This is a genomic window from Maribacter vaceletii (genome assembly GCF_003634105.1).
GTDB lineage: Bacteria > Bacteroidota > Bacteroidia > Flavobacteriales > Flavobacteriaceae > Maribacter_B > Maribacter_B vaceletii.
Genome location: NZ_RBIQ01000007.1, coordinates 446,962 through 469,482 on the forward strand (window position 1 = coordinate 446,962; position 22,521 = coordinate 469,482).

Sequence of the window (22,521 nt, forward strand, 5' to 3'; positions counted from 1 at the left end):
TTGTTTTATCGAATGTTCGGAAACGTTTTCGAAAATTAACCCCCCTTTCGGAAAGGTTTTCGGAAATAAAATTTTTGAATTAATTAAAAACTAAAAAAAATAACACTTTATTGTAACTACAAACCACTCAAAACTATGACTAAAATTGATATTGGAGTAATTATAATTTTCACCTTACTAGTTTTTGTATGCGGAATGAGTTTCTCTAAATCTGGCAAAAACATGAAATCTTTTTTTGCTGCCGGTGGTGCACTTCCTTGGTGGATGAGTGGATTATCTTTATTCATGAGTTTCTTTTCTGCTGGTACTTTTGTGGTATGGGGTTCTATTGCATACAAAAGTGGTATGGTTGCTATTGCTATTCAATGGACCATGTGTATTGCAGGTATAATTATTGCCTTTTGGATTGCACCAAAATGGCAAAAAACCAAAGCCCTAACCACTGCCGAATTTATAACCGATAGATTAGGTAAAAGCACCCAAAAAATTTACACCTATCTATTTCTTGTAATTTCAATTTTTAGCACCGGCGCCTTTCTATATCCAGTTGCTAAAATTGTAGAAGTATCAACAGGGATTCCAATATACACAAGTATCATCTTTTTAGGAATTCTTATCCTAATTTACACCGCAGTTGGTGGCTTATGGGCTGTAATTGTTACCGATGTTTTGCAATTTGTTGTATTAACAGCTGCTGTATTAATTGTGGTTCCATTATCTTTTGATAAAATAGGAGGCTTAGATAATTTTATAACTAAAGCGCCAGAACATTTTTTCGATTTTGTAAATACAGAGTACTCCCCTTTATTTATGATTGCTTTTGGATTGTATAATCTATTCTTTATTGCTGGTAATTGGGCATACGTACAACGCTATACAAGTGTAGCAACACCTAAAGACGCAAAAAAAGTAGGACTTCTTTTTGGTGGCCTTTATACTATTAGTCCATTAATATGGATGCTACCTCCAATGATTTACAGAATATTAAATCCAGAATTAGGGAATCTTGCCGAAGAAGGGGCTTATTTATTAATGTGTAAAGAAGTATTACCTGTTGGAATGTTAGGTTTAATGCTCGGAGGAATGGTTTTTGCCACTTCTAGCTCTGTAAATACTACATTAAATATTTCTGCTGGAGTTTTAGCAAATGACATATATAAACATTTAAAGCCTAAAGCCAGTAATGACCAACTAGTAAAAGTGGGTCGTATAGCTACTATAATTTTAGGGGTATTAACTATAGGAATTGCATTACTAGTTCCCTTTTTAGGAGGAATTGTGGAAGTAGTAATGAGTTTAGCTGCATTAACAGGTGGTGCTATGTTCTTACCTCCATTATGGGCATTATTTTCTAAAAGACAAACTGGAAAAACAGTGCTATTAGTTACCATAATATCTTTAGTAATTAATGCTTTCTTTAAATTTTTAAGTCCAACTATATTAAACATCACTTTAGATAGAGCTCAAGAAATGGGACTAGGAGCTGCAGTTCCTATTCTCTCTTTAGCAATTATAGAGTTTTATTTATACAATAAAAAAACAAGTACAGTACAACATGACAACCATGCAAAACTTGTAATTACAAAATTAGAAGAAGCGCAAGAGGAAGAAGAGTCTAACGAAGGAAATAAAAAAGGAACAAAAGTAATTGGGATTGGGGTTGCTGCAACAGGATTACTAATATTATTACTTTCTTTTATAGCAGAAAACGGAGCGTTATTAGTAGGCGGAATGGGCGTTTTGGTTCTTTTCCTTGGAATCTTCATCATTAAAAAATCGAGAATATAAAGCAAATACAACTGCCATTAAATAGAATATAAAATAATAGATTATTACATGTTAATACAAAATTTCCAAGAAAAGATACGCGATAACAAAACCATTATTACAAATACTGATTTTGTAATTGTTGGTGGAGGAACAGCTGGTGTATGTGCTGCTATTACAGCAGCTAGAAAAGGAACAAAAACAGTACTTATTCAAGACAGACCAGTATTGGGTGGTAATGCCTCCTCAGAAGTTCGTTTATGGATTTTAGGAGCTACCTCTCACATGGGAAACAATAACCGTTGGGCTCGTGAAGGTGGAGTTATGGATGAGATACTTGTAGAAAACATGTATCGTAATAAAGAAGGAAATGCTGTTATTTTTGATACTATCCTTCTTGAAAAAGTAATGCTAGAAAAAAACATTACGCTCTTGCTAAATACTAGTGTTTATGATATAACAAAAACGAGTGATACAAAAATAGAATCAGTTAAAGCTTTTTGTTCTCAGAATTCTACCGAATATAAAATAAAAGCCCCTATTTTTTGTGATGCCTCTGGAGATGGAATTGTTGCTTTTAAAGCTGGTGCTTCTTTTAGAATGGGTGCTGAAACCAGAGAAGAGTTTGGAGAATTATTTGCTCCAGACAAAGCATACGGAGAGCTTTTAGGGCACTCTATGTACTTTTACAGTAAAAGAGAAAATACTCCTGTAAAATATACTCCTCCTGCTTTTGCTTTAAAAGACATTACAGAAATTCCAAGGTATAAAGCGATTGATAAGGATGATAAAGGATGTCGCTTTTGGTGGTTTGAATATGGAGGAAGAGGCGATACTATTTATGACACCGAAGAAATAAAACAGGAACTATGGAAAGTAATTTATGGTGTTTGGGATTATATTAAAAACTCCGGGGAATTTGATGATGTAGAAAACCATACTTTAGAATGGGTGGGTACAATTCCTGGAAAGAGAGAAAGTCGTCGTTTTGAAGGTTTGTATATGATGAAACAGCAAGATGTTTTGAATCAGTGCCAATTTGATGATGCAATTGCACACGGAGGTTGGGCCATAGATTTACACCCTGCAGATGGCATATACAGTGAACTTTCAGGTTGCACACAATGGCATTCTAAAGGTATTTATCAAATCCCATATCGTTCTTTTGTAAGTAAAGACATTGATAACCTTCTACTAGCCGGTAGAATCATTAGTGCTACGCATGTAGCTTTTGGTTCTACAAGAGTAATGGCTACTACTGGTTTATGCGGCCAAGCTGTTGGTATGGCTGCTGCCGTTTGTAATGAAAAAAACATTTTGCCAGCACAAATTCTTGAAGAGAATAGAATTAACTATTTGCAAAACGAATTAAATAAAATTGGTCAGAGTATTCCAAATATTCCTATAGAGAAAACAAGTAATCTACTTAATAAAGCAACTATAAGTTCCTCTTCAGAATTACAATTATCAAAAATTCCGTTTAATGGAGAATGGATGCCTCTTAGCACTGCTTCTGCGCAACTCTTACCTTTATCTGCGAATAAAAAATATACTTTTAAAGTTAACGTAAAAGCCGAAGAAAATACAGCAATTACCGCACAATTGCGTACTTCTGAAAAAACAAATAACTATACCCCTGAAGTAATTTTAGAAACTCAAGAAATTACATTATCTGAAGGAGAGCAATACATTACTATTTCTTTTGATGTTGTACTTCCTAAGGAACAATATGCTTTTATAACCTTTTTAGTTAACGATAAGGTTAGTATACTAACCAGCGAAGAAAGATATTCTGGTGTCTTATCTGTATTTAATGGTGTTAACAAAGCAGTTTCTAATAACGGAAAACAAACCCCACCAGACGGAATTGGAGTAGATACTTTTGAATTCTGGATTCCTCATCGTAGACCAGAAGGAAAAAACATAGCAATGGAAATTATTCCTGCATTATCCTCTTTTAATATAACAAACCTTGGTAATGGATATGTTAGACCAGGAATAGGAGCCAATGCATGGGTTGCTGACATTAATGATTCTAAACCTAGTATAAAAGTGGAATGGGACACAGAACAAACCATTTCAGAGATTAAACTATTTTTAGATACCGATTATGACCATCCAATGGAATCTACTTTGTACGGACATCCAGAATCTGTTATTCCTTTTTGTATTCAAAAGTATATAATCAAAGATTTAGACGGTACTGTTTTGGCTTCTACAGAAGATAACCATCAAACTATAAACACCATTAAATTTAAAGATAGTATTACCACTAAAGGTTTTACAATAGAAGTAGCGCATCCTTCTAAGGAAGTTCCTGCAGCCATTTTTGAAATATTATGTAGTTAACCAAATTAAAGAAAAATGAAGCTATCTAAAATCAACTTTAACACTATAACATTTAAACAAATAGCCAATATACTTTCTATTGTTTGTATTCTAATTTCTGTTGTTTCTTGTTCCACTAAAAAAGAGCAACTCATAATAACTAACGGCGCTGTTAAAGTTGATATAATTACCCTTGACAATAACCAACTTGCGTATACAATTACTAAAGAAAATCAAATAGTACTAGATACTTCTTTATTGGGCATTGTAGTAAATAATCGTTCTTTAGGGAGTAATTCTGAAATAATAAAGAAGGAAGCTTCTACTATCTCTACTAGTTTTCCTTTATTAGGAATAAAGGAAAAGGCAATTTATAATGCTAATCAGACCAATTTTACATTAAAAGAAGAAGATGGTTTTACTTGGAATATAGAGTTTAACGTTTCTTCTGAAGGTGTAGCATATCGTTATATAGTTCCAGGAGAAGGACATCAAACAGTAAATACAGAAATAACATCTTTTAAACTACCTAATAAAACAAAAGTTTGGTACTTTGAAAGAGATAGTGACTGGAAGCTAAAATCGCATGCAGGAGAATGGTTATCAACAGACATTTCTGCTATGCCAACAGTTTCTAAAATGGGCCCTATACAAGGTCTAACTTTAACTTGCGAATTACCAAATGGGGGTTATGCCCTTATAGCAGAATCTGCCTTGTTTAATTATAGCGGTTTACGCTTAAAAGCTATCGGAAATAATACTTTTAAAGCAAACTTTACAGAAGAAGAAACTGGTTTTGTTGTAGAAAACCAAGTAACCTCTGCATGGCGTTGTATTTTGTTAGCAGATGATTTAAATGCATTAGCAAACAATACTATGGTTGCCGCTTTAAACCCTGCACCAGACCCAAGTATATTTACAAATACAAGCTGGATTAAACCAGGAAAATCGGTTTGGCATTGGTGGTCTGGAAAATACGTTAATTACAAAGAAGAAAGAGAAATGGTAGAAGATGCCGAAGCTCTCAATTTTGAGTATTCCATGGTCGATGAAGGCTGGGAAAGATGGGATAACAAGTGGAAAAGCGTAAAAGAATTATGCGATTTTGCTAAAACAAAAGACGTTGGTATTTTTCTTTGGAAGCATTCCAAAGAAATAAACTTTCCAGAAAATGATTATGCTGTTATGCGTCATTTTTTAGATAGTGTAAAGCAAGTAGGAGCTGTTGGTGTAAAAGTAGATTTTATGAATGGCCAGAGTAAATCCTTAATTGCTTTTGATGAAGCCCTTTTAAAAAATACTGCTAAACGACAGTTAATGGTTAACTTTCATGGCTGCCAACAAAGCTCAGGAGAATACAGAACCTACCCTAATGAAGTAACTAGGGAAGGTATTAGAGGTTTAGAAGTAAACCATATGAAAGAAGGGCCTTTACCAGCATCACACAACGCTGCCTTACCATTTACAAGATATGTAACTGGTCATGCAGATTACACTCCTATTGGGTTTACAGAGCCAGGGGAAACAACATGGGCGCACCAATTAGGAACCTTAGTAGCATTTTATTCTCCATTTAATTGTATTGCAGAGAATACGCAATTTCTACTAAAAAACGAATCTGTACAACCAGCTATAAACTTTATTAAAGAAGTTCCTTCCGTTTGGGATGAAACTTTGGTACTACCAGAAAGTAAAATAGGAGAATTGGCGGCCATCGCAAGAAGAGATAAGCAAGATTGGTATGTTGGTGTATTACATGCAAGAGAGCAAGAAAAACTTATTATAGATTGTAGTTTTCTAGAAGAAGGAGATTATACAGCAACCATTTTTACAGATGATATAGGTGCTAAAAGAATTAATCTAGAAGGATTAAACAAAGAGGCAAACTTAAGACAATGGAATACTGCCGTACCATTTAAAAAAGAAACACAAGTAGTACATAAAAATTCTAAAATAGAGATAACCTTAGCTCCTAAAGGAGGAGCCGCAATTCAATTTAAAAGAAACTAGATTATGCAAAAAACATACATCTATATTCTATGCTTAATGGTAATTTCTTTGCAATCTTGCGGAGAGAAGTCTAAAAAAGTACATAAATCAAAAGAAACAACCGTTACTGAAATAATTAAAAAACCAAATATTCTTTTCTTACTTGCTGATGATTTGGGTTATGGAGAATTAGGTTCTTATGGGCAAAAAATACTAGAGACGCCTGTTTTAGATAGTCTGGCTAGAGAAGGAATGCGATTTACTAATTTTTATGCTGGCAGCGCGGTATGCTCTCCTTCAAGAGCTGTATTAATGACCGGAAAAAAATCGTCTACAAATACTATAAGAGCCAATAAAGGGTATTACCCAGATGGTTCTTCTAGGAGGGTTTCTTTACAAAAAGAAGACCTTACGCTTGCAGAGATGTTAGGAGATAACGGCTACCAAACTGCTTTTATAGGAAAATGGCATTTAGGATTACCAGATGATGTTAGTTCTTGGGCGCATGGAAGAGGATTTCAATATGCGGTACAAGAACAATGGAGCCACAAATACGACCAAAGTAATTTTGATGGCCCTATGGAATATATAAATGGCATGCAAGATTCTATAAACTTCGATTATACAAAATGGGATAGTCACGATGATTACAGGACAAACCTAGCGCTAGATTATTTAGACAAACAATATAATAAAGACAAGCCCTTATTTTTATTCATGTCTTTTAGAGCTCCTCATGGGCATGAAAAAGTCATAGGAAACAACACCCTTTATATGGATAAAGGCTGGCCAGCTGCAGAACGCTTACACGCTGCAAAAATTAATTTATTAGATAAGCAGGTTGGTCGTTTACTTAAAAAATTGGATGCTATGGGTCAATTAGAAAACACCCTAGTAATCTTCACAAGCGATAATGGGCCTCATCATGAAGGAGAAGGCCACGACCACGAATTTTTCAATAGTAATGGTGCGCTTAAAGGGTATAAAAGAGATTTATATGAAGGAGGTATCCGCGTACCTATGATTGCTTATTGGAAAGGAAAAATTAATAGTAATTCTACAAATAATCTGGTAGCAGGTTTTCAAGATTTTATGCCAACACTGGCAGAAATAGCAAATATTGAAACTCCCAAACAATCGAACGGAATTTCTATCCTTCCCGTATTATTAAATACTACGAAAAAAGTTAATCGAAAATACTTAAACTGGGAAACAAGTGAAAAAGGATTTCGACAATCTATACGTATTAACCATTTAAAAGGGGTTCGTTACGGTGTAAATTCTACTATAGAATTATATGATATGAATACTGACATTTCTGAAACCAAAAACATAGCAGCTAAATACCCTGAACTAATTCAAAAAATAGATTCCATTTTTAAAAACGACCGTACGGAAAATCAATATTACCCATATGGAGGTAAAACAAAACTAAAAAAATGAGAATAATTTCTATATACATATTCTTATTTACAGTCCTTTCTGTAACAGGGCAAAAAATCAATAATGAGAATCATCTCTTATTAAATGGGAATTGGTCTTTCGCGGATTCTACGGAATATAAAAATAACCGTTGGAATACGCTTCCTGTTCCTGCAAGTTGGAACACCTTTACAGAATACGCAGATTATATAGGCGATGCTTGGTATAAAAAGACTATTTCTATTCCTAAAGATTGGAGCAACAAACGAATTTATTTAAAGTTTGATGCTGTTTATGACATTGCAGATGTTTGGTATAACGATACTTATCTAGGGCAACATACTGGCGGATATACACCTTTTGAATTTGATATAACAAAGCATGCAAAACCAGGAGAAAAAGGAGAACTTAAAGTAAAAGCAAATAACGAACATGTAGTTGGCGCTTGGTTTCAATGGGGAGGAATTAATCGAGACGTTCATCTTTTTACTAAAGAAGAAGTTCGTATAATTAGACAGAAAATAGAACCTGTATTAGATGTTGTTACAGGAACTTCTCAAATAAAATTGATAGTTACTATTGAGAATAAATCAGACTCCAATAAAGAAATTAAAATCAATGGTATTCTAAAAGAATTAAAGGATACAGGGTTTGTTTTAACAGGATGGTTAAAAGGAAAAGAAACTACAAATTTCAGCGAAATTATTACTTTAAATTCTAAACAAACAAGACCTTGGCATTTTGATGACCCACAACTATACAATTTAAAAACTGTTTTAAGCATCTCCGAAAAACCTATGGATACTATTCATAATCGTTTTGGGATTCGAAAAATAGATATAAAGCCAGACGGTTTTTACCTAAACGGCGAAAAGGTTCGTATGATGGGCTATAATAGAGTACATGACCATAGAGCATATGGCAACACAGAACCTAAACATTTAGTGCGTTCTGATATTGACATGATGAAACGCTCCGGCGCCAATTTCTCTAGACTAATGCATGCTCCTAGTTCTCCCGAATTGTTAGACTATGCAGATGAACGTGGTTTATTACTATGGGCAGAAATACCTATGTGGCAAACAGTGTACAGAACTCCAATGAATTCTGAAAATGATGCTAAAAATGCTCCAAAAAACTTCCCAGGAACAACCATTAGAGAAATGATGGAACGCGATTGGAACCATCCTTCCATAGTTGGTTGGTCTCCAGGAAACGAGTTGAGAGGCGAAGCAAGTAGTTATGTTACTGCTATGCGTCCTTTTGTAAAAGAAATAGACCCAACACGTTTTTATGCTAATATTCATGATCAAGGTTTTCAGAAGACCTCTCAAGGAGGTTTTAAAGGAGTAGAATCTAATAGTGTAGATATCATTTTTATGAATAAATATAGAGATGATAGTACCAAAATAAAAGCTGTATTAGCACAACATAAATCTATTCCGAATCTCCCAATTTTTTATAGCGAATATGGCGAGACAAGAAGCGAATCATTAAACCATACGCAAGATTATTCTGCACTATGGGAACGTTTAGGCAAAGAACCTTATGTTATTGGTGGTTCTCATTGGACTTTTAACGACTATCGTAGTTACTGGCACAAGAGTAATCCTGCTAGTCAGAATAGAGATTGGGGATTGGTAGATGTTTGGCGTAATCCTAAAACATTCTATTTTCAAATGTCTAAAATGCATTGGCCAGTACATGCCATTAATGCAACTATAAAAAATAAAAAAGCAACCATTACTCTTGAACCTAGAAGTAAAGAAGAAATACCTTCTTTTACCTTACGTGGGTATCATTGGAGTTATGAATTACAAAACGACAAAGGAGAAACTATAGAGGGTAACATTTATGACTTAGACACTATTGTTCCAGGGGATTCCGCCATTATAAAAGATATCACATTTAATTCCGACTCAGGAAAAATATTGGTTATTTCACTACTTTCTAATAATGGGTATACGGTAGCCGAAAACAAATTTGATACTACAACTGGCAAAGAATTACCGCTTCCCTCCTATCCTAAAGCAAAAAATCCTGAAGTTCGTAAAGTGTTACCACTTCCTAACAGCTTTATGGTTGGTGTAACTAGTAAAGAAGGTGATAAAGGTCTAGAAATTAAATACGGAACAAGTTCTGGTAAGTATACAAAAACAATTTCTGCTCCAGTTATGGGTGCAATCAGAGTAAGGAACCTAAAAAATGGAAAAAAATACTATGCAAAAATTCGAAGAATTTTAGCTCAAGACTATAGTCCTTGGTCATCAGAATTTGAAATTACTCCAGATGGAGGTCTTTTACCAGAACCACCCAAAATACTAGGTGTAATTAATGGCAATAAACATAAAGCTGTTCGCTTAAAAGTACAAGAAAAAACAACAGGATATGAACTTACTCTAAGTAACGGCAACAAAATGGAATTATCCTGTGTAAACCCAGGATTATTAATAGTACCAAAAAATTGTATCAGCATTGCTGTTATCAATGTAAATGGAATATCAAAGTCAATAAAAATAGTAAAGTAATATAATGGATATACTCAAAAAAACATTCCTTGGAATTAGTTTAGTATTCGCTTTTAGTTGTTCGGAAACTAAAAAAGAAAACACACCCAAAGAACGTCCTAATATTGTTTGGATAATGTTAGAAGACTGGAGTCCAGACTTAGGCTGCTATGGAACAAAAGGTATAGAAACTCCTGTAACAGATAGACTAGCATCTGAAGGTGTAATGTATACCAACGCATTTTGTACCGCTCCAGTATGCTCTGCTTCTAGATCTGCAATGATGACAGGCTTTCATCAAGATTATATAGGTGGCGAAGAACATAGAACCTTTAAAGAAGACAAAAAACCATTACCATACGGTATAAAACCTATGCCTCTATTATTAAAAGAAGCAGGATATTATACCGCATTAATGGCATCTAATAAAACAGATTGCAACTTTAAAGCTGACCTTGGTTTTATGGGAAATGACTGGAAAAAAAGAAAAAAAGACCAACCATTTTTTGCTCAAATTACTTTACAGGGAACGCATAGAAAATGGGAAAGAGATTCTATTAACCCTATAGACCCAAAAGATATTGAATTACCTCCTTATTATGCAGATACTCCAATGGCCAGACGCGATTGGGCTAATGGTTTAGAACAAATGCAAATTTGTGATAGAGAAATTGGTGACATCCTTTCTAGAATAGAAAAAGAGGGGTTATCAGACAACACTTTGATATTTCTAATAGGCGATAATGGAAGATGCCACATAAGGGGAAAACAATTCTTGTACGACCCAGGGTTACAGGTACCTCTTATTATCAAATGGCCAGGAAAAGTAAAATCAAATCAAATTAATAAAAACTTAGTTCAAACTATAGATATTACAAAAACTATTCTTGATATAGCAGGCGCAAAATCACCTCATAGATTGCAAGGTGAAAACCTTTTTGAAGATGCGGCAAACAATAGAGAATACATTTTCGCTGCTCGTAGTCGTATGGGCTCTACCCATGATGCAATGCGTACAGTTAGATCTAAAAAATACAAACTCATTCATAACTTAATGCCGGAACGTGCTTGGTTGCAATACAGCGGCTACAAAGAAGATATGTATCCTATGCTAGCAGAAATGAACATCCTAAATATACAAGGAAAATTAAATGATGTACAAGCTCAATTTTTTGCACCATCGAAACCAGAATTTGAACTGTTTGATATTGAAAATGATCCGCATGAGATAAACAATCTAGCAAACGATAAAGAATACGCTCCTGTAAAAGAGAAAATGCTTGCCTCTTTAAATGAATGGAGAACTGTAATAAAAGACAAAGGCGTTTCTTCTGAATTTAGAGCTGGAGGAGCTTCTTCTAAATATCCAACTCGCACTTTAGAAGAATGGCAAAAAAGATATGAATTATGGAAACCTTGGGTTTTTAGAACACCTACAGAAAAGATAGATCATCCATTTGTAAAAAAACATTATTAAAAAATTATGTTCGCAAAAAGTAGAAAAAAAACAGCAACTAACTTCCTAAATATAGTTTTAGGTATATTTTCCCTGGGGTGTATTTCTACAGCTTATGCTCAAAATAATCTATCTACTACTGGTACCGCTACATCTAACAACACCATTGATAAAACAAATGAAAAATTTGTAAATGATGGTAATTTAGAAACTGCTTGGGTAAGTGATTCCCAAAATATTGAAAAATGGGTAAGTGTTGAACTTCCAGGAAACACTGAAGTAACAAAAATTGATATTCAGTTAGATTATAGCCCTAACACTCCCCCTACTTCTTATGCTTTACAAACTTATATGAATGGACGTTGGCGAGAGTTTGTTAAAAAAGATTTTAAGAGCAATGAGTCCATAAGTATTATACTTAAAAAGCCTATGCTTACAGACCATATTCGTTTTTCTGTAAATTCTTCGGATAAAATTGTAGTTAAAGAATTTGAAATTTATGGTATTGCTTACAAAGCAGACTTAACTAAACTCAAAGAGATTTTAATAAATCAAAGTGGATATAATTTAGGGCAACCAAAACGCTTTACTGCTCCAAATGTAAAAGACAATACTTCTTTTGTTATTAAAAATACAACAACACAGAAAGATGCTTACAAAGGAAAAATTAAAAACCATGTTGGAGATTTCACTTCTTTTAATCCTAATTCTAAAGATGAATACATAATTATTGTCAACAAATTTGAATCTTACCCATTTCGTATTGGCCCATATTGGCTAGAACGTGTGTCCTATCAGAATGCAGTTGATTTTATGGCTGGTGCAAGACATTATGTAGGTACTACCAAAAAAATAAGTAAACTATCTTGGGCATATCGCGATGGAGATTTTTTTAATTGGGCTTTACAGGGATTAATAGCGCAATACTTATCTAACCCAGAAGCATATAAAAGGTTAGAAAAAAAGATTAACTATGTAGATAACTCTTCATTCAGCAAGGAATATAATGGTCTTTGGGGAGCTTTAGAAAAATACAAGGATAGTGCTCCTGATATTGTAAAAATAATACATTGGGATGTCGATGTGAAAATTTCTCAAAAGCTAGAACACGAGCATCAAAAAGCAGAATTGGCTCATTTTCTATATGCCTATCCCTATTTAAAAGAATGGTTACCACAACAAAATTACGATGTTGTTTACGAGTACCTTACAAACGTATGGGACAAAGAAGATGTTAGAGAAACCTCAACAACTAAATATGACAAAAGTGAAGGACATAACCTTTTCGCTTTAAAAACTAAGATGGGAACTAACAAAGGAGAATTACCACCAGGACATTCCGTTATCCCAAATTTAATGATGTATGAGGTGGTAAAAAGAAAATCTCCTAAAGACGCTCAAAAATATTTCGATGCAGCATTTACACAGATGCAGTGGATGATTGAAAATTTAGATTGGAAAGACCCAATTACTACAAAAGGGCAGCGTATGTCCGAACATATTACCATGCGTGCTTTTGCATATTTCTACAACCAATATCCAAATAAAGCTCCAAAAGGACTTCAGAAAAAAGTAACCCAATGGATAAAAGTAATGGTTGCTCGTTCTAATAATATGTGGGACTTTAGAAAATACACAGATAATAAAGAGTGGGCTCCAATTGGTTGGAATGAAACTGGGAATGTTTTAGGGTTTCCTGCAGCTGCTTTAGCCGCTAAAAGTGTTATGAAAGATACTCTATTAAAAAAAGAGTTAAATAGAATAGCTTGGTCTCATTTAGATAACTCCTTTGGAAGAAATCCAACAGGGAGGCATTTTTCTTTTGATGGCCCTAGAGAGATTGAAGGAGTAGATTTAGGATGGTATAATGATATTGAAGGCGGAATAGGATTATTAGCTCCTGTACCTTTTGTTTTTGATGGTTCTCCTAAAGCAGAGCACTACCCTAACCATCCAGAACTTGGAAATATAGGATGGACAGAAGGCTGGGTACAATTCAACACAGCTTTTAATGCTAGTTTGGCATATTTAGCTAATGATAATACCAATATAAAATTTATCAAAACAGCATTGAACAAAGTAAAATTACAACTACAAGCTCCAATCAATTTTAGTGAAGAAGAGCAAGATAGTGTTCGTATAAAGTTACAAACATCCAAAGGGCAAACATTTTACATAAAATGTACAGAACAAGGCCCTTTCTCTAAGTATCTAGTGGCTGATATTGTTTTAAAACGAAACAAAATGATTTTCCAAAATCAGACTATCAAATTAAAAAAAGGAGAAACTATTACCGCTAGTTATGGTTTGGGATATTTTAAAAAAGAGGCAAAATTTAAAATAGAATAGTTATGCAAATGGCTAAATATATATCATGGTTTTGGTCTAAAAACAGAAGCTATTTTAGCTTTGTTTTTATACTTATAATTACAGCAAGTTGCTCTTCACAAACAACGAATGTAACAAATGATGGTGAAGAACAAATATCACTTTCTGGAATTTGGAAATTCAATACTTTTTTAGGGGATGGGTCTAACTATTTAGACATTCAACCAGAGGAAAATGATATAGTTATAGATAATAGCCAAACTCAACATATTATAATTAAAGGTAAATGGGTTACTAAAACAGTTGCTGATAGAGAAACCTCATTTTGGAAAGAAGATTATTTAAGTTATGACTACCGCAAAAACAACGACCCTGCTTCAGTAAAATTTAAAACCAATGTTCCAAAAACTGGGTATTACGAGCATTTCATTTATTATCCTGCTGGGAGCCATATGGCAACACATGTAAATGTAAAGCATGCCAATGGCATTTATATTAAAGATTTTAATCAGAAAACAAGACCAAGTGTTTGGCTAAGTTTAGGGATTTTTAAAATACAAAAAAACAGCTCTAGTTATATTGAATTTAACGCCTTTAGAAAAGGAACGGCAACCGTAGATGCTGTAATGTTAAGACCAGTAAACGAAAAAGAATTTACCAAAGAACTCCAAAACAAAAAAGGAGCTGCACTTCTAGAATATGATGATTCGGATTGGCACAATTTAAAAGTACCAGGACATTTTGGAATGATTAATAAGTACAGCAACTATTCTGGTAAAGGTTGGTATCGTAAAGAAATAAGTTTACCAAAAAGCTGGAAAAAAAATTCTAAAGAAAGAATAAGAGTTCAATTTGAAGGGGTCTATCATGTAGCTCGAGTGTTTTTAAATGGAAAATATATTGGTCGTCATCAAGGTGGATTTACTCCTTTTGAGTTTGATATTACAGATGAAATTAGCTTTTCAGGTAAAAATATATTGGCTGTAGAGGCTGATAATAATTATTTGGTGGGAGCAACTTGGAATTGGGGAGGAATTATAAGAGAGGTTACTTTGGTAAAAAATAAAGAAGTACGTGTAAAATCGCAATATATACATGCGGAGCCAAATTTAAAATCAGGAACGGCATCTTATAAGGTAAAAGTACGGGTAGAGAACAATTCAGGAAAGACTAAATCTTTAAAGCTTACATCTGTCCTTATAAAAGAGAAACCAATACACAGTACTTCTACACAAATTACTATTGCCCCTAATAGTATTAAAGAATTTGAACTAGAAGGTTTACTACAAAAAGAAGATGTTAAACTATGGCATTTTGACAACCCCCAACTCTATAACATAGAAACTTCCGTAACGGAAAACAACAATCTATTGCATAGAAAAATAGACCGTTTTGGAATACGAAAATTTGAAGCCACTGCTACCCAAATGTTATTAAATGGGGAACCAGTACGTTTAGTTGGTTTTAATAGAGTCAGCGACCACAGGTATTGGGGTTCTTCTGAGCCTCAGGAACTGATAAATAAAGATGTTGATTTAATGAAAAATGCAGGAGCCAATTTTAATCGTATTATGCATGGCACTCAAAACAAAAAACTATTAGATAGATGCGATGAAAAGGGAATATTAATTTTTGAAGAAGCTAATATTAGAGAATTAAAAATGCCCGAAATCTATGAAGATGATTTCGCATATCCTAAGCAATGGATTCGCGAAATGATTGAACGCGATGCAAACCATCCTTCTATCGTAGGTTGGAGTGTTGGCAATGAATTAGAAGACCATTTTGAGTATGTAAAAATGGCCTATGAATATGCGAAAAAAATAGACCCAAATCGTTTAGTACTGCATGTAAGTAATAGAGGGTATAGAAAAGGGGAATCTCCTTCTAATAATCCATTACAATATGGCGATATGATTTTTCAAAACATATACCAAAAAGACCCTGGTGCCGTAATGGACACCTTACATGCCCGTTGGCCAAATAAAGCAATGTTCTTTTCTGAATTTGGCGTAGAAAGATTTACCACTGCCAGTTTAGATAATAATGTTACAAAACTTGGTGATTGGTATAACCATATGCGAAACCAGCGACCATATACTACTGGAGCTTCTATCTGGACATATAACGATTATAAAAGTGGATATTCCCAAACGCTTCCAGATGAAAATAGAGCGTGGGGTATGGTAAATGCGTGGAGAACCAAACGTAGAGCATTTTATACACACCAAAAAGAAAATAGTCCTGTTACCAATTTTAAAATAGAAAATGTAAACTTAAAAAAAGGAAGTGCAGTTGTCTCTTTTAAGGTAAGGGATCTTGAAGATTTTCCAAGTTTTACAATGAAGGATTATACATTACAGTATTCTTTCAAAAACAATCTAGGAATAGAGTTAATAAAAGAAAAGGTTAACCTCCCAATTTTAACACCTGGTATGGGACAATGGCAAGGCAATATTTTCTGGAAATCATTAAAAGAAACACCATACTCACTTTCTGTTGCACTTGTTTCTACCAATGGCTATACAAGGAGAGAAAAAACTATTTATTTTAATGTCCCTTCTAAACCAGTCATCGAGGAAGTAAAAGCATCTGAAAATAAAATCAGAGTGCATTTTACAAAAAATATAGATGCCTTTGAGTATTATTTAAAGTACAGCATAGATGGACAAGAAAAAGAGAGCTATAAAACCATTGCAAACTATATAGACTTAGATAGTTTACCGTCTAACAAAGTAATAGAATTACAACTTATTTCTAGTAATTCTAAAGGAGATAGTAAAGCTTCAAAAAGCAGTACAATTACAACCAAAGGCACGCCATTAGCTCCAATTGTATGGGATTATTTTATAAAAGACAACAATCTTATAATTGGTTATTCTGGAGCTTTTGAAGATATATCCTATACCGTTAAATACGGGAGCTCTACGAATAACTTATCTAGAGAGGAAAAAAGTAATTCTCGAGGTATTATGATTATTCCTATTGCTAACCAAGAACAAATTTACTTTCAAATAAAAAGAACAACTACCTCTGGAGACAGCCAGTGGTCTAATAGCTTACACCTAAAAAAATGAAACAATTTACAAAACTAACTATCGCTTTAATTACATTAATTTTTGTTTGTTGTGCACCAACAAACAAAGATTATAATGCTTCCATTATTGATGCTACACAATCCTTATCTGGAGACTGGTTTTTTCTTGCCTCAAATGAAATATCAGAAGCAAATGTTTTAAAAGAAACCTATTCTAATTGGGACACTTTACAAGTTCCTGGAAATTGGGATACTCAAAAAAAATATTCTGAATATGTAGGGAAAGGGTATTATCAAAAAACATTTACTATTCCTGAAAATTGGAAAGAGAAACAAATAAGGTTAAAGTTTAATGCTGTGTATGAGACCTCTAAAGTTTGGCTAAATGGCGAATTATTAGGAGAACACATTGGCGGCTATACTCCGTTTGAGTTTAATATTACAAAAAAGGTAAAATTAAACGCCCCAAATTCAGTAATTGTCATGGCAAATAACACCTATAAACGTGGTGCTTGGTGGGCATGGGGAGGTATTAGTAGAGACGTGTCATTAATTGCAGATAATGATGTAAGAATTGTGTACCAACACATTACTTCGGAACCTGATTTTGAAAACCAAATAGTAAATTTCACTATTAAATATAAGATTAAAAACAACGGCAATACATCTGCAATTACAAATATTCTTTCAGAAATAGGAGATATTCATAAAGATTCTATAAAAATAAATGTTGACAAAGCAGCAACAGCGGTTTCTTATATAAAGTTTAAAAAACCACTTAAAGAAGTTAAACTTTGGGATTTTAACAGCCCTAACCTTTATGAGTTAAAGAGTTCTATTTTAATTAATAACAATATAGTTACTACAGCAGCTGATAAATTTGGTATAAGAAAATTTGAGGTTAAAGGCGAACAGTTTTATTTAAACAATGTAGCCGTTCGGATGAATGGGTTAAACCGAGTACATGACCATCCAGATTATGGAAATACAGAGCCAGATAATTTGATATTACAAGATATGTTAGATATTAAATCTTTAGGTTGTAATTTTTCAAGATTAATGCACGCCCCACTATCTAAAAACTTATTAAGAGTATGCGATAGTATAGGTTTTTTATTAGTAGAAGAAATACCTGTTTGGGGAGATGATGACCCACAGTCCTATCCAAATAACCCATTAACAAAAAAATGGTTAAAAGAAATGATAGAACGCGATTACAATCACCCATCCGTTGTAGCATGGAGCGTTGGTAATGAGTTGCGAGAAGATGATTCTATTACCGCTACCTGGCCTGAAAAAAAGATGACTAAAAATCAGTATGAATATGTTAATTCGATGTTAGATTATGTGGACAAACTAGATACAAGTCGTTTAAAAACTTATGTAAGTATTACAGGGTACCGTAAAGGGCAAATTGGCACAGAACCATACGAAAAAGTAGACTTCCTATCTATGAACACTTATGGCAAAGCTGTTGAACTTGCTAAAAAAACGCATGAAAAATTCCCCGGAAAGCCAATTTTTATCTCTGAAATAGGAAAAGGGCAAATAGGCCCTGCTCCGAAAGGAAAATTAACAGATGAATTAGTGAGGTATCTTAAAGAATTAAAAGAATTTCCATGGGTTACTGGTATTTCTCTTTGGAGTTATAATGACTATAGAAGTAACTATAAAGGAACCCCAGAGTCTGGTTTTAGAGAGTGGGGCATTGTTGACGAAAATCGCAATAAAAAAGAAGCTTATAAGCAGCTAAAAGAAATATATGATTATTGGGGGGTAAAAGAATTACCTGAGAATAAAAAATAATTTAAAAATGAAAGAAATAAAAAATCTATTAATAATAGGAATTATATCCGCCATTGTAACTTTTACTTTTTCCTGCTCTAATAGCGAAAAAAAATCAAAAGAAATTCCTAAAAAGCAAGTTGAAGGGGTTTTTCCTTTTAAAATGCCTACTGAAAAACCAAACATTCCTTTAAGTGCTTCTTCGGAACGAATGTTTGATTATCCAACCCCTAGGGTTCAGGACAATGAACTTTTTTCACAATTTAAGTATACAAGATTAAAAGGATTTGATTATAATGATGGTGATGGTACAATTTCTCGTAGAGACCCTTCCAGACCAATTCTTGTAGATGGTACATATTATGTATGGTACACAAAACGACATACAAAAGTCCCTCCAATAGGATGGAGTCGTGCTGCTGAAGCCACCGATGACATTCCTTCTACAGATTGGGATTTAGCAGAAATATGGTTCGCAACAAGTGAAGATGGCATTACATGGGAAGAACAAGGTGTTGCTATTTCAAGACCTGAAAAACCTAAATCTGGCTGGCGTTCTGTAGCCACTCCCGATATTTTAGTATGGAAAGAGAAATACTATTTATACTACCAAGCTTTTGATGAGCCAAGCGGGTTACGAGGTGATTTATGTCCTGTTTCTATTTCCTATGCAGATTCTCCAAATGGTCCATGGACTCATGGCGGAGATAAAGTTATACCATTTGGAAAAGAAAATGAATGGGACCATAAGGCAACTCACGACCCTCAACCCTTAGTTCGTAATGGTAAAATTCATGTGTATTATAAAGCAGCGTATAATAAATGGCCAGATAACAGATCTAATTATGCTGTTGGTCATGGATTAGCAATTGCCGATGATCCTTTAGGACCCTATACAAAACATCCATTAAACCCAGTTATGCAATCTGGTCATGAAACCACCTATTGGCCATATAAAGAAGGTGTAGCAACTCTAGCAATTAAAGATGGAAATGAACGTGAAACTATACAATATGCTAAAGACGGTGTAAATTTTAAAATAGCATCATGTGTTTCATTAGTCCCATCTGCAGGAGCTCCTTTTGCGGCAGATGCTTTTACAGATACTAAAAATGGAAGAGGTTTTACTTGGGGATTATCGCACTTTATTAATGCAGGAAAAGCTAAAAAAAGCTATTCTATCATTGCTCGTTTTGATTGCGACCTCAGCTTAGATTATGACGAACCAGCATATAAAAGCACTGGTGTTTGGCACAAGCCCGACGTATATTTTGCACAAGGAACAGGAAGCATTAACAAACATCCCGAAGGAAGAGGTGTCAAACAAAAATAAATAGCACTTTAATTTAATTACAAAAATATAAATCATGAAAAGATTTTATTTAGCATTTTTAGTAATGGGATTACTTTCTTGTAAAAATTCGAAAAAGGATACGGAAGTATTAGAAAACCAAAAGCCTTTTCCATATACGGTTACAGATAGTTCTAAAAATCGAAAATTAAGTGCTGCTATGGATAGAAGTTTTAATCATTATAGTAATATTCATCCAAAAAATAATGAGTTATATACTAACTTTAAATATACGGAATTAAAAGGCTTTGATTATAATAGTCATGATGGTACTGTATCTCGCCGAGATCCTTCCAAAGTTATTTTTGAAAATGGAAAATACTACGTTTGGTATACAAAAAGAGATACTCCTGTAATACCAGTGGGCGCCAAAAACGCTGAAAAAAGTAATGATACTATTCCTTCTACAGACTGGGATTTATCAGAAATTTGGTTCGCCACAAGTAAAGATGGTTTTACATGGGAAGAGCAAGGGGTTGCTGTTCCAAGGCCTCCAAAACCCGAAGTAGGTTGGCGTGCTGTAACAACAACCGATATTTTAAAGTGGAAAGGCAAATACTATTTGTATTATCAAGGTTTCATGGAAGCTAGTGGTAAAAGAGGTGATTATTGCCCAGTAACAGCCTCTTATGCAGATTCTCCAGATGGTCCATGGACACCTGCTGGAAAAGTTGTTATTGAAAACGGTCCAGAAGGCTCTTGGGATCAATATGCCATTCATGACCCCTACCCTCTTGTACATAATGGTCAAATTTATATATATTATAAATCTGCTTTTAATAGACCAAACCCAGTATGGGTTGGAGGAGGTTTGGTTACTGGAGACAATCCCCTTGGACCATTTAAAAAACATCTATTAAATCCACTTACAAGTTCTGGGCATGAAGTAACACTCTTTCCTTTTAAGGAAGGATTAGGAGCTATTGTTGCTAAAGATGGGACCGAGCATTTTACTATCCAATATGCTAAAGATTGGGTAAACTTTGAAATTGCATCTATATGCGAGTTAGTACCAGTAGCAACTGGACCATTTGTTCCGGATGCTTTTACAGACACAAAATATGGTAGAGGTATTACATGGGGAATGTCTCATTTTGTTAATGCAGGAAAACCAGGTATTAATCCACACTCCATTTTAGTACGTTTTGATTGCGATTTAAGTCTTGATGTGGATGACCCTGAAATGAAAACTACAGGAATACGCCATGATATTAATGTATACTACCAACAAGGATTAAGCAAAAAGCAGTTAAAAAGAATTAAAAAAAATATTCATTCTAAATAATAATAACATGAATTTATCAAAACTAACTACACTATTCTTTTTAGCAATATGTATTCTCTCCTGCAAAGAAGAAAAAGCAAAAAAAGAAATAACACACGAGATTCCAGATTATAAAATTGAATTGGGAAAAGTATCTAAAAACTCTATTTTTAAAAATGATAGCCTTAGTATTTGGGGAGGTTCTTTAGTAAAAGGAGAAGACAACCTTTATCATATGTTTTATTCACAATGGCCAAAAAAAATTGGATGGGAATGGGTTAATTATTCTGTAATTTCTCACGCAACATCTACATCTCCTTTTGGACCTTTTACTACTAAAGATGATGCTCTACCAGACCGTGGCGCCGAACATTGGGATGGTTCCACAACACACAATCCAACGGTACATAAATTCAATGGTAAATATTACCTCTATTATATGGGAAATACTGGAGATAAAAAAATTGTAAGTGTTCCTGGTAAAGCAAGAATTAATTGGGTGCACAGAAACAACCAACGAATTGGCGTTGCAGTTGCAGATAGTCCAAATGGTCCATGGAAACGATTTGACAAGCCTGTTTTAGATATAACAGAAAACGACTCTTTAGCTCATGATGCATTAATGACATCAAACCCATCAGTATGCCAAATGGCCGATGGAAAAATATTAATGGTATATAAGGCTGTAGGCAAAAAACGTAAATTACCAAATGGTGGTCCAGTAGTACATATGGTTGCTATTGCAGATACTCCTACCGGACCTTTCAAAAAATATCCAGACCCTGTATTTACATTTAAAGGCGAGACTTTTCCTGCGGAAGACCCATACATTTGGTACCAAGATGGTAAATACAGAGCTATTGTAAAACGTATTAAGCATGAAGGGAAAAAACGTATATTTTCTTTGGTTCATTATGACTCAGAGAATGGTATAAACTGGAATAAAGCCAAACATTTTGAAATATCAGATAGAACAGTAACATGGGAAGACGGTTCTTCTTATAAATTTGACCACTTGGAGCGCCCACAAGTGTTTATGGAAAATAATGAACCTATTGCGTTGCTTTGTGCTGCGGATAGTATCGATAGTAATAATGTTCGCCATTCCTTTAACATCCAAATTCCTATTACTATTAAAAAGTCTAATGACTAATATTTAAATACAACATAACCGGGGTTTAAGTTTCGGTTATGTTGTTCTTTTTTAAAGTAAACTACCTCGGGGCAAGCTCACGAGGCATTTATTAGGAAGCTAATTTTGATTTCGAGGCAAGCCTCGGAGCATTT

The 22,521-nt window shown here is 34.1% G+C and carries 12 protein-coding genes; all 12 read left to right on the forward strand.

The window, feature by feature from the left end; all coding sequences use genetic code 11:
* Nucleotides 1-135: 135 nt before the first annotated feature.
* The 12 genes from CLV91_RS02005 to CLV91_RS02060 are packed head-to-tail and all read left to right on the forward strand — an operon-like array spanning nt 136 to nt 22,387.
* The gene (locus CLV91_RS02005) at nt 136-1,788 is read left to right on the forward strand and encodes a sodium:solute symporter family protein (protein ID WP_121063454.1); all 1,653 of its coding nucleotides are present in this window, start codon (nt 136-138) and stop codon (nt 1,786-1,788) included.
* A 48-nt stretch (nt 1,789-1,836) separates the two neighbouring features.
* On the forward strand, nt 1,837-4,116 hold the full coding sequence (locus tag CLV91_RS02010; protein ID WP_121063456.1) for an FAD-dependent oxidoreductase: 2,280 nt from the start codon (nt 1,837-1,839) through the stop codon (nt 4,114-4,116).
* Nucleotides 4,117-4,131: 15 nt separating this feature from the next.
* Entirely contained in the window at nt 4,132-6,105 is a 1,974-nt protein-coding gene (locus CLV91_RS02015) for a glycoside hydrolase family 97 protein (RefSeq protein ID WP_121063458.1), read from the forward strand.
* 3 nt (nt 6,106-6,108) lie between these two features.
* On the forward strand, nt 6,109-7,527 hold the full coding sequence (locus CLV91_RS02020; protein WP_121063460.1) for a sulfatase-like hydrolase/transferase: 1,419 nt from the start codon (nt 6,109-6,111) through the stop codon (nt 7,525-7,527).
* On the forward strand, nt 7,524-10,034 hold the full coding sequence (locus CLV91_RS02025) for a glycoside hydrolase family 2 protein (protein ID WP_121063463.1): 2,511 nt from the start codon (nt 7,524-7,526) through the stop codon (nt 10,032-10,034). The genes CLV91_RS02020 and CLV91_RS02025 overlap by 4 nt, the downstream gene beginning before the upstream one ends.
* A gap of 4 nt (nt 10,035-10,038) precedes the next feature.
* On the forward strand, nt 10,039-11,490 hold the full coding sequence (locus CLV91_RS02030) for a sulfatase family protein (protein ID WP_121063465.1): 1,452 nt from the start codon (nt 10,039-10,041) through the stop codon (nt 11,488-11,490).
* A gap of 6 nt (nt 11,491-11,496) precedes the next feature.
* Nucleotides 11,497-13,818, forward strand: a complete 2,322-nt coding sequence (locus tag CLV91_RS02035; RefSeq protein ID WP_121063467.1) for a discoidin domain-containing protein — start codon at nt 11,497-11,499, stop codon at nt 13,816-13,818.
* Nucleotides 13,819-13,826: 8 nt separating this feature from the next.
* Nucleotides 13,827-16,874, forward strand: a complete 3,048-nt coding sequence (locus CLV91_RS02040; RefSeq protein WP_170146683.1) for a glycoside hydrolase family 2 TIM barrel-domain containing protein — start codon at nt 13,827-13,829, stop codon at nt 16,872-16,874.
* Nucleotides 16,871-18,640 carry a glycoside hydrolase family 2 protein gene (locus CLV91_RS02045; RefSeq protein ID WP_121063471.1) on the forward strand — a complete coding sequence of 590 codons (1,770 nt, stop codon included), beginning with the start codon at nt 16,871-16,873 and terminating at the stop codon, nt 18,638-18,640. The genes CLV91_RS02040 and CLV91_RS02045 overlap by 4 nt, the downstream gene beginning before the upstream one ends.
* A gap of 7 nt (nt 18,641-18,647) precedes the next feature.
* A complete protein-coding gene (locus tag CLV91_RS02050) occupies nt 18,648-19,952 on the forward strand; it encodes a glycoside hydrolase family 117 protein (RefSeq protein WP_121063472.1) in 1,305 nt (434 codons plus the stop codon).
* Nucleotides 19,953-19,986: 34 nt separating this feature from the next.
* Nucleotides 19,987-21,255, forward strand: a complete 1,269-nt coding sequence (locus CLV91_RS02055; RefSeq protein ID WP_121063474.1) for a glycoside hydrolase family 117 protein — start codon at nt 19,987-19,989, stop codon at nt 21,253-21,255.
* Nucleotides 21,256-21,262: 7 nt separating this feature from the next.
* Nucleotides 21,263-22,387, forward strand: a complete 1,125-nt coding sequence (locus CLV91_RS02060; RefSeq protein WP_121063476.1) for a glycoside hydrolase family protein — start codon at nt 21,263-21,265, stop codon at nt 22,385-22,387.
* The last annotated feature ends 134 nt before the right edge of the window (nt 22,388-22,521 follow it).

What these genes read in the sequence shown, in the direction of transcription:
- CLV91_RS02005 (WP_121063454.1), top strand. Translation starts at nt 136, where the DNA reads ATGACTAAAATTGATATTGGAGTAATTATAATTTTCACCTTACTAGTT.
- CLV91_RS02010 (WP_121063456.1), top strand. Translation starts at nt 1,837, where the DNA reads ATGTTAATACAAAATTTCCAAGAAAAGATACGCGATAACAAAACCATT.
- CLV91_RS02015 (WP_121063458.1), top strand. Translation starts at nt 4,132, where the DNA reads ATGAAGCTATCTAAAATCAACTTTAACACTATAACATTTAAACAAATA.
- CLV91_RS02020 (WP_121063460.1), top strand. Translation starts at nt 6,109, where the DNA reads ATGCAAAAAACATACATCTATATTCTATGCTTAATGGTAATTTCTTTG.
- CLV91_RS02025 (WP_121063463.1), top strand. Translation starts at nt 7,524, where the DNA reads ATGAGAATAATTTCTATATACATATTCTTATTTACAGTCCTTTCTGTA.
- CLV91_RS02030 (WP_121063465.1), top strand. Translation starts at nt 10,039, where the DNA reads ATGGATATACTCAAAAAAACATTCCTTGGAATTAGTTTAGTATTCGCT.
- CLV91_RS02035 (WP_121063467.1), top strand. Translation starts at nt 11,497, where the DNA reads ATGTTCGCAAAAAGTAGAAAAAAAACAGCAACTAACTTCCTAAATATA.
- CLV91_RS02040 (WP_170146683.1), top strand. Translation starts at nt 13,827, where the DNA reads ATGGCTAAATATATATCATGGTTTTGGTCTAAAAACAGAAGCTATTTT.
- CLV91_RS02045 (WP_121063471.1), top strand. Translation starts at nt 16,871, where the DNA reads ATGAAACAATTTACAAAACTAACTATCGCTTTAATTACATTAATTTTT.
- CLV91_RS02050 (WP_121063472.1), top strand. Translation starts at nt 18,648, where the DNA reads ATGAAAGAAATAAAAAATCTATTAATAATAGGAATTATATCCGCCATT.
- CLV91_RS02055 (WP_121063474.1), top strand. Translation starts at nt 19,987, where the DNA reads ATGAAAAGATTTTATTTAGCATTTTTAGTAATGGGATTACTTTCTTGT.
- CLV91_RS02060 (WP_121063476.1), top strand. Translation starts at nt 21,263, where the DNA reads ATGAATTTATCAAAACTAACTACACTATTCTTTTTAGCAATATGTATT.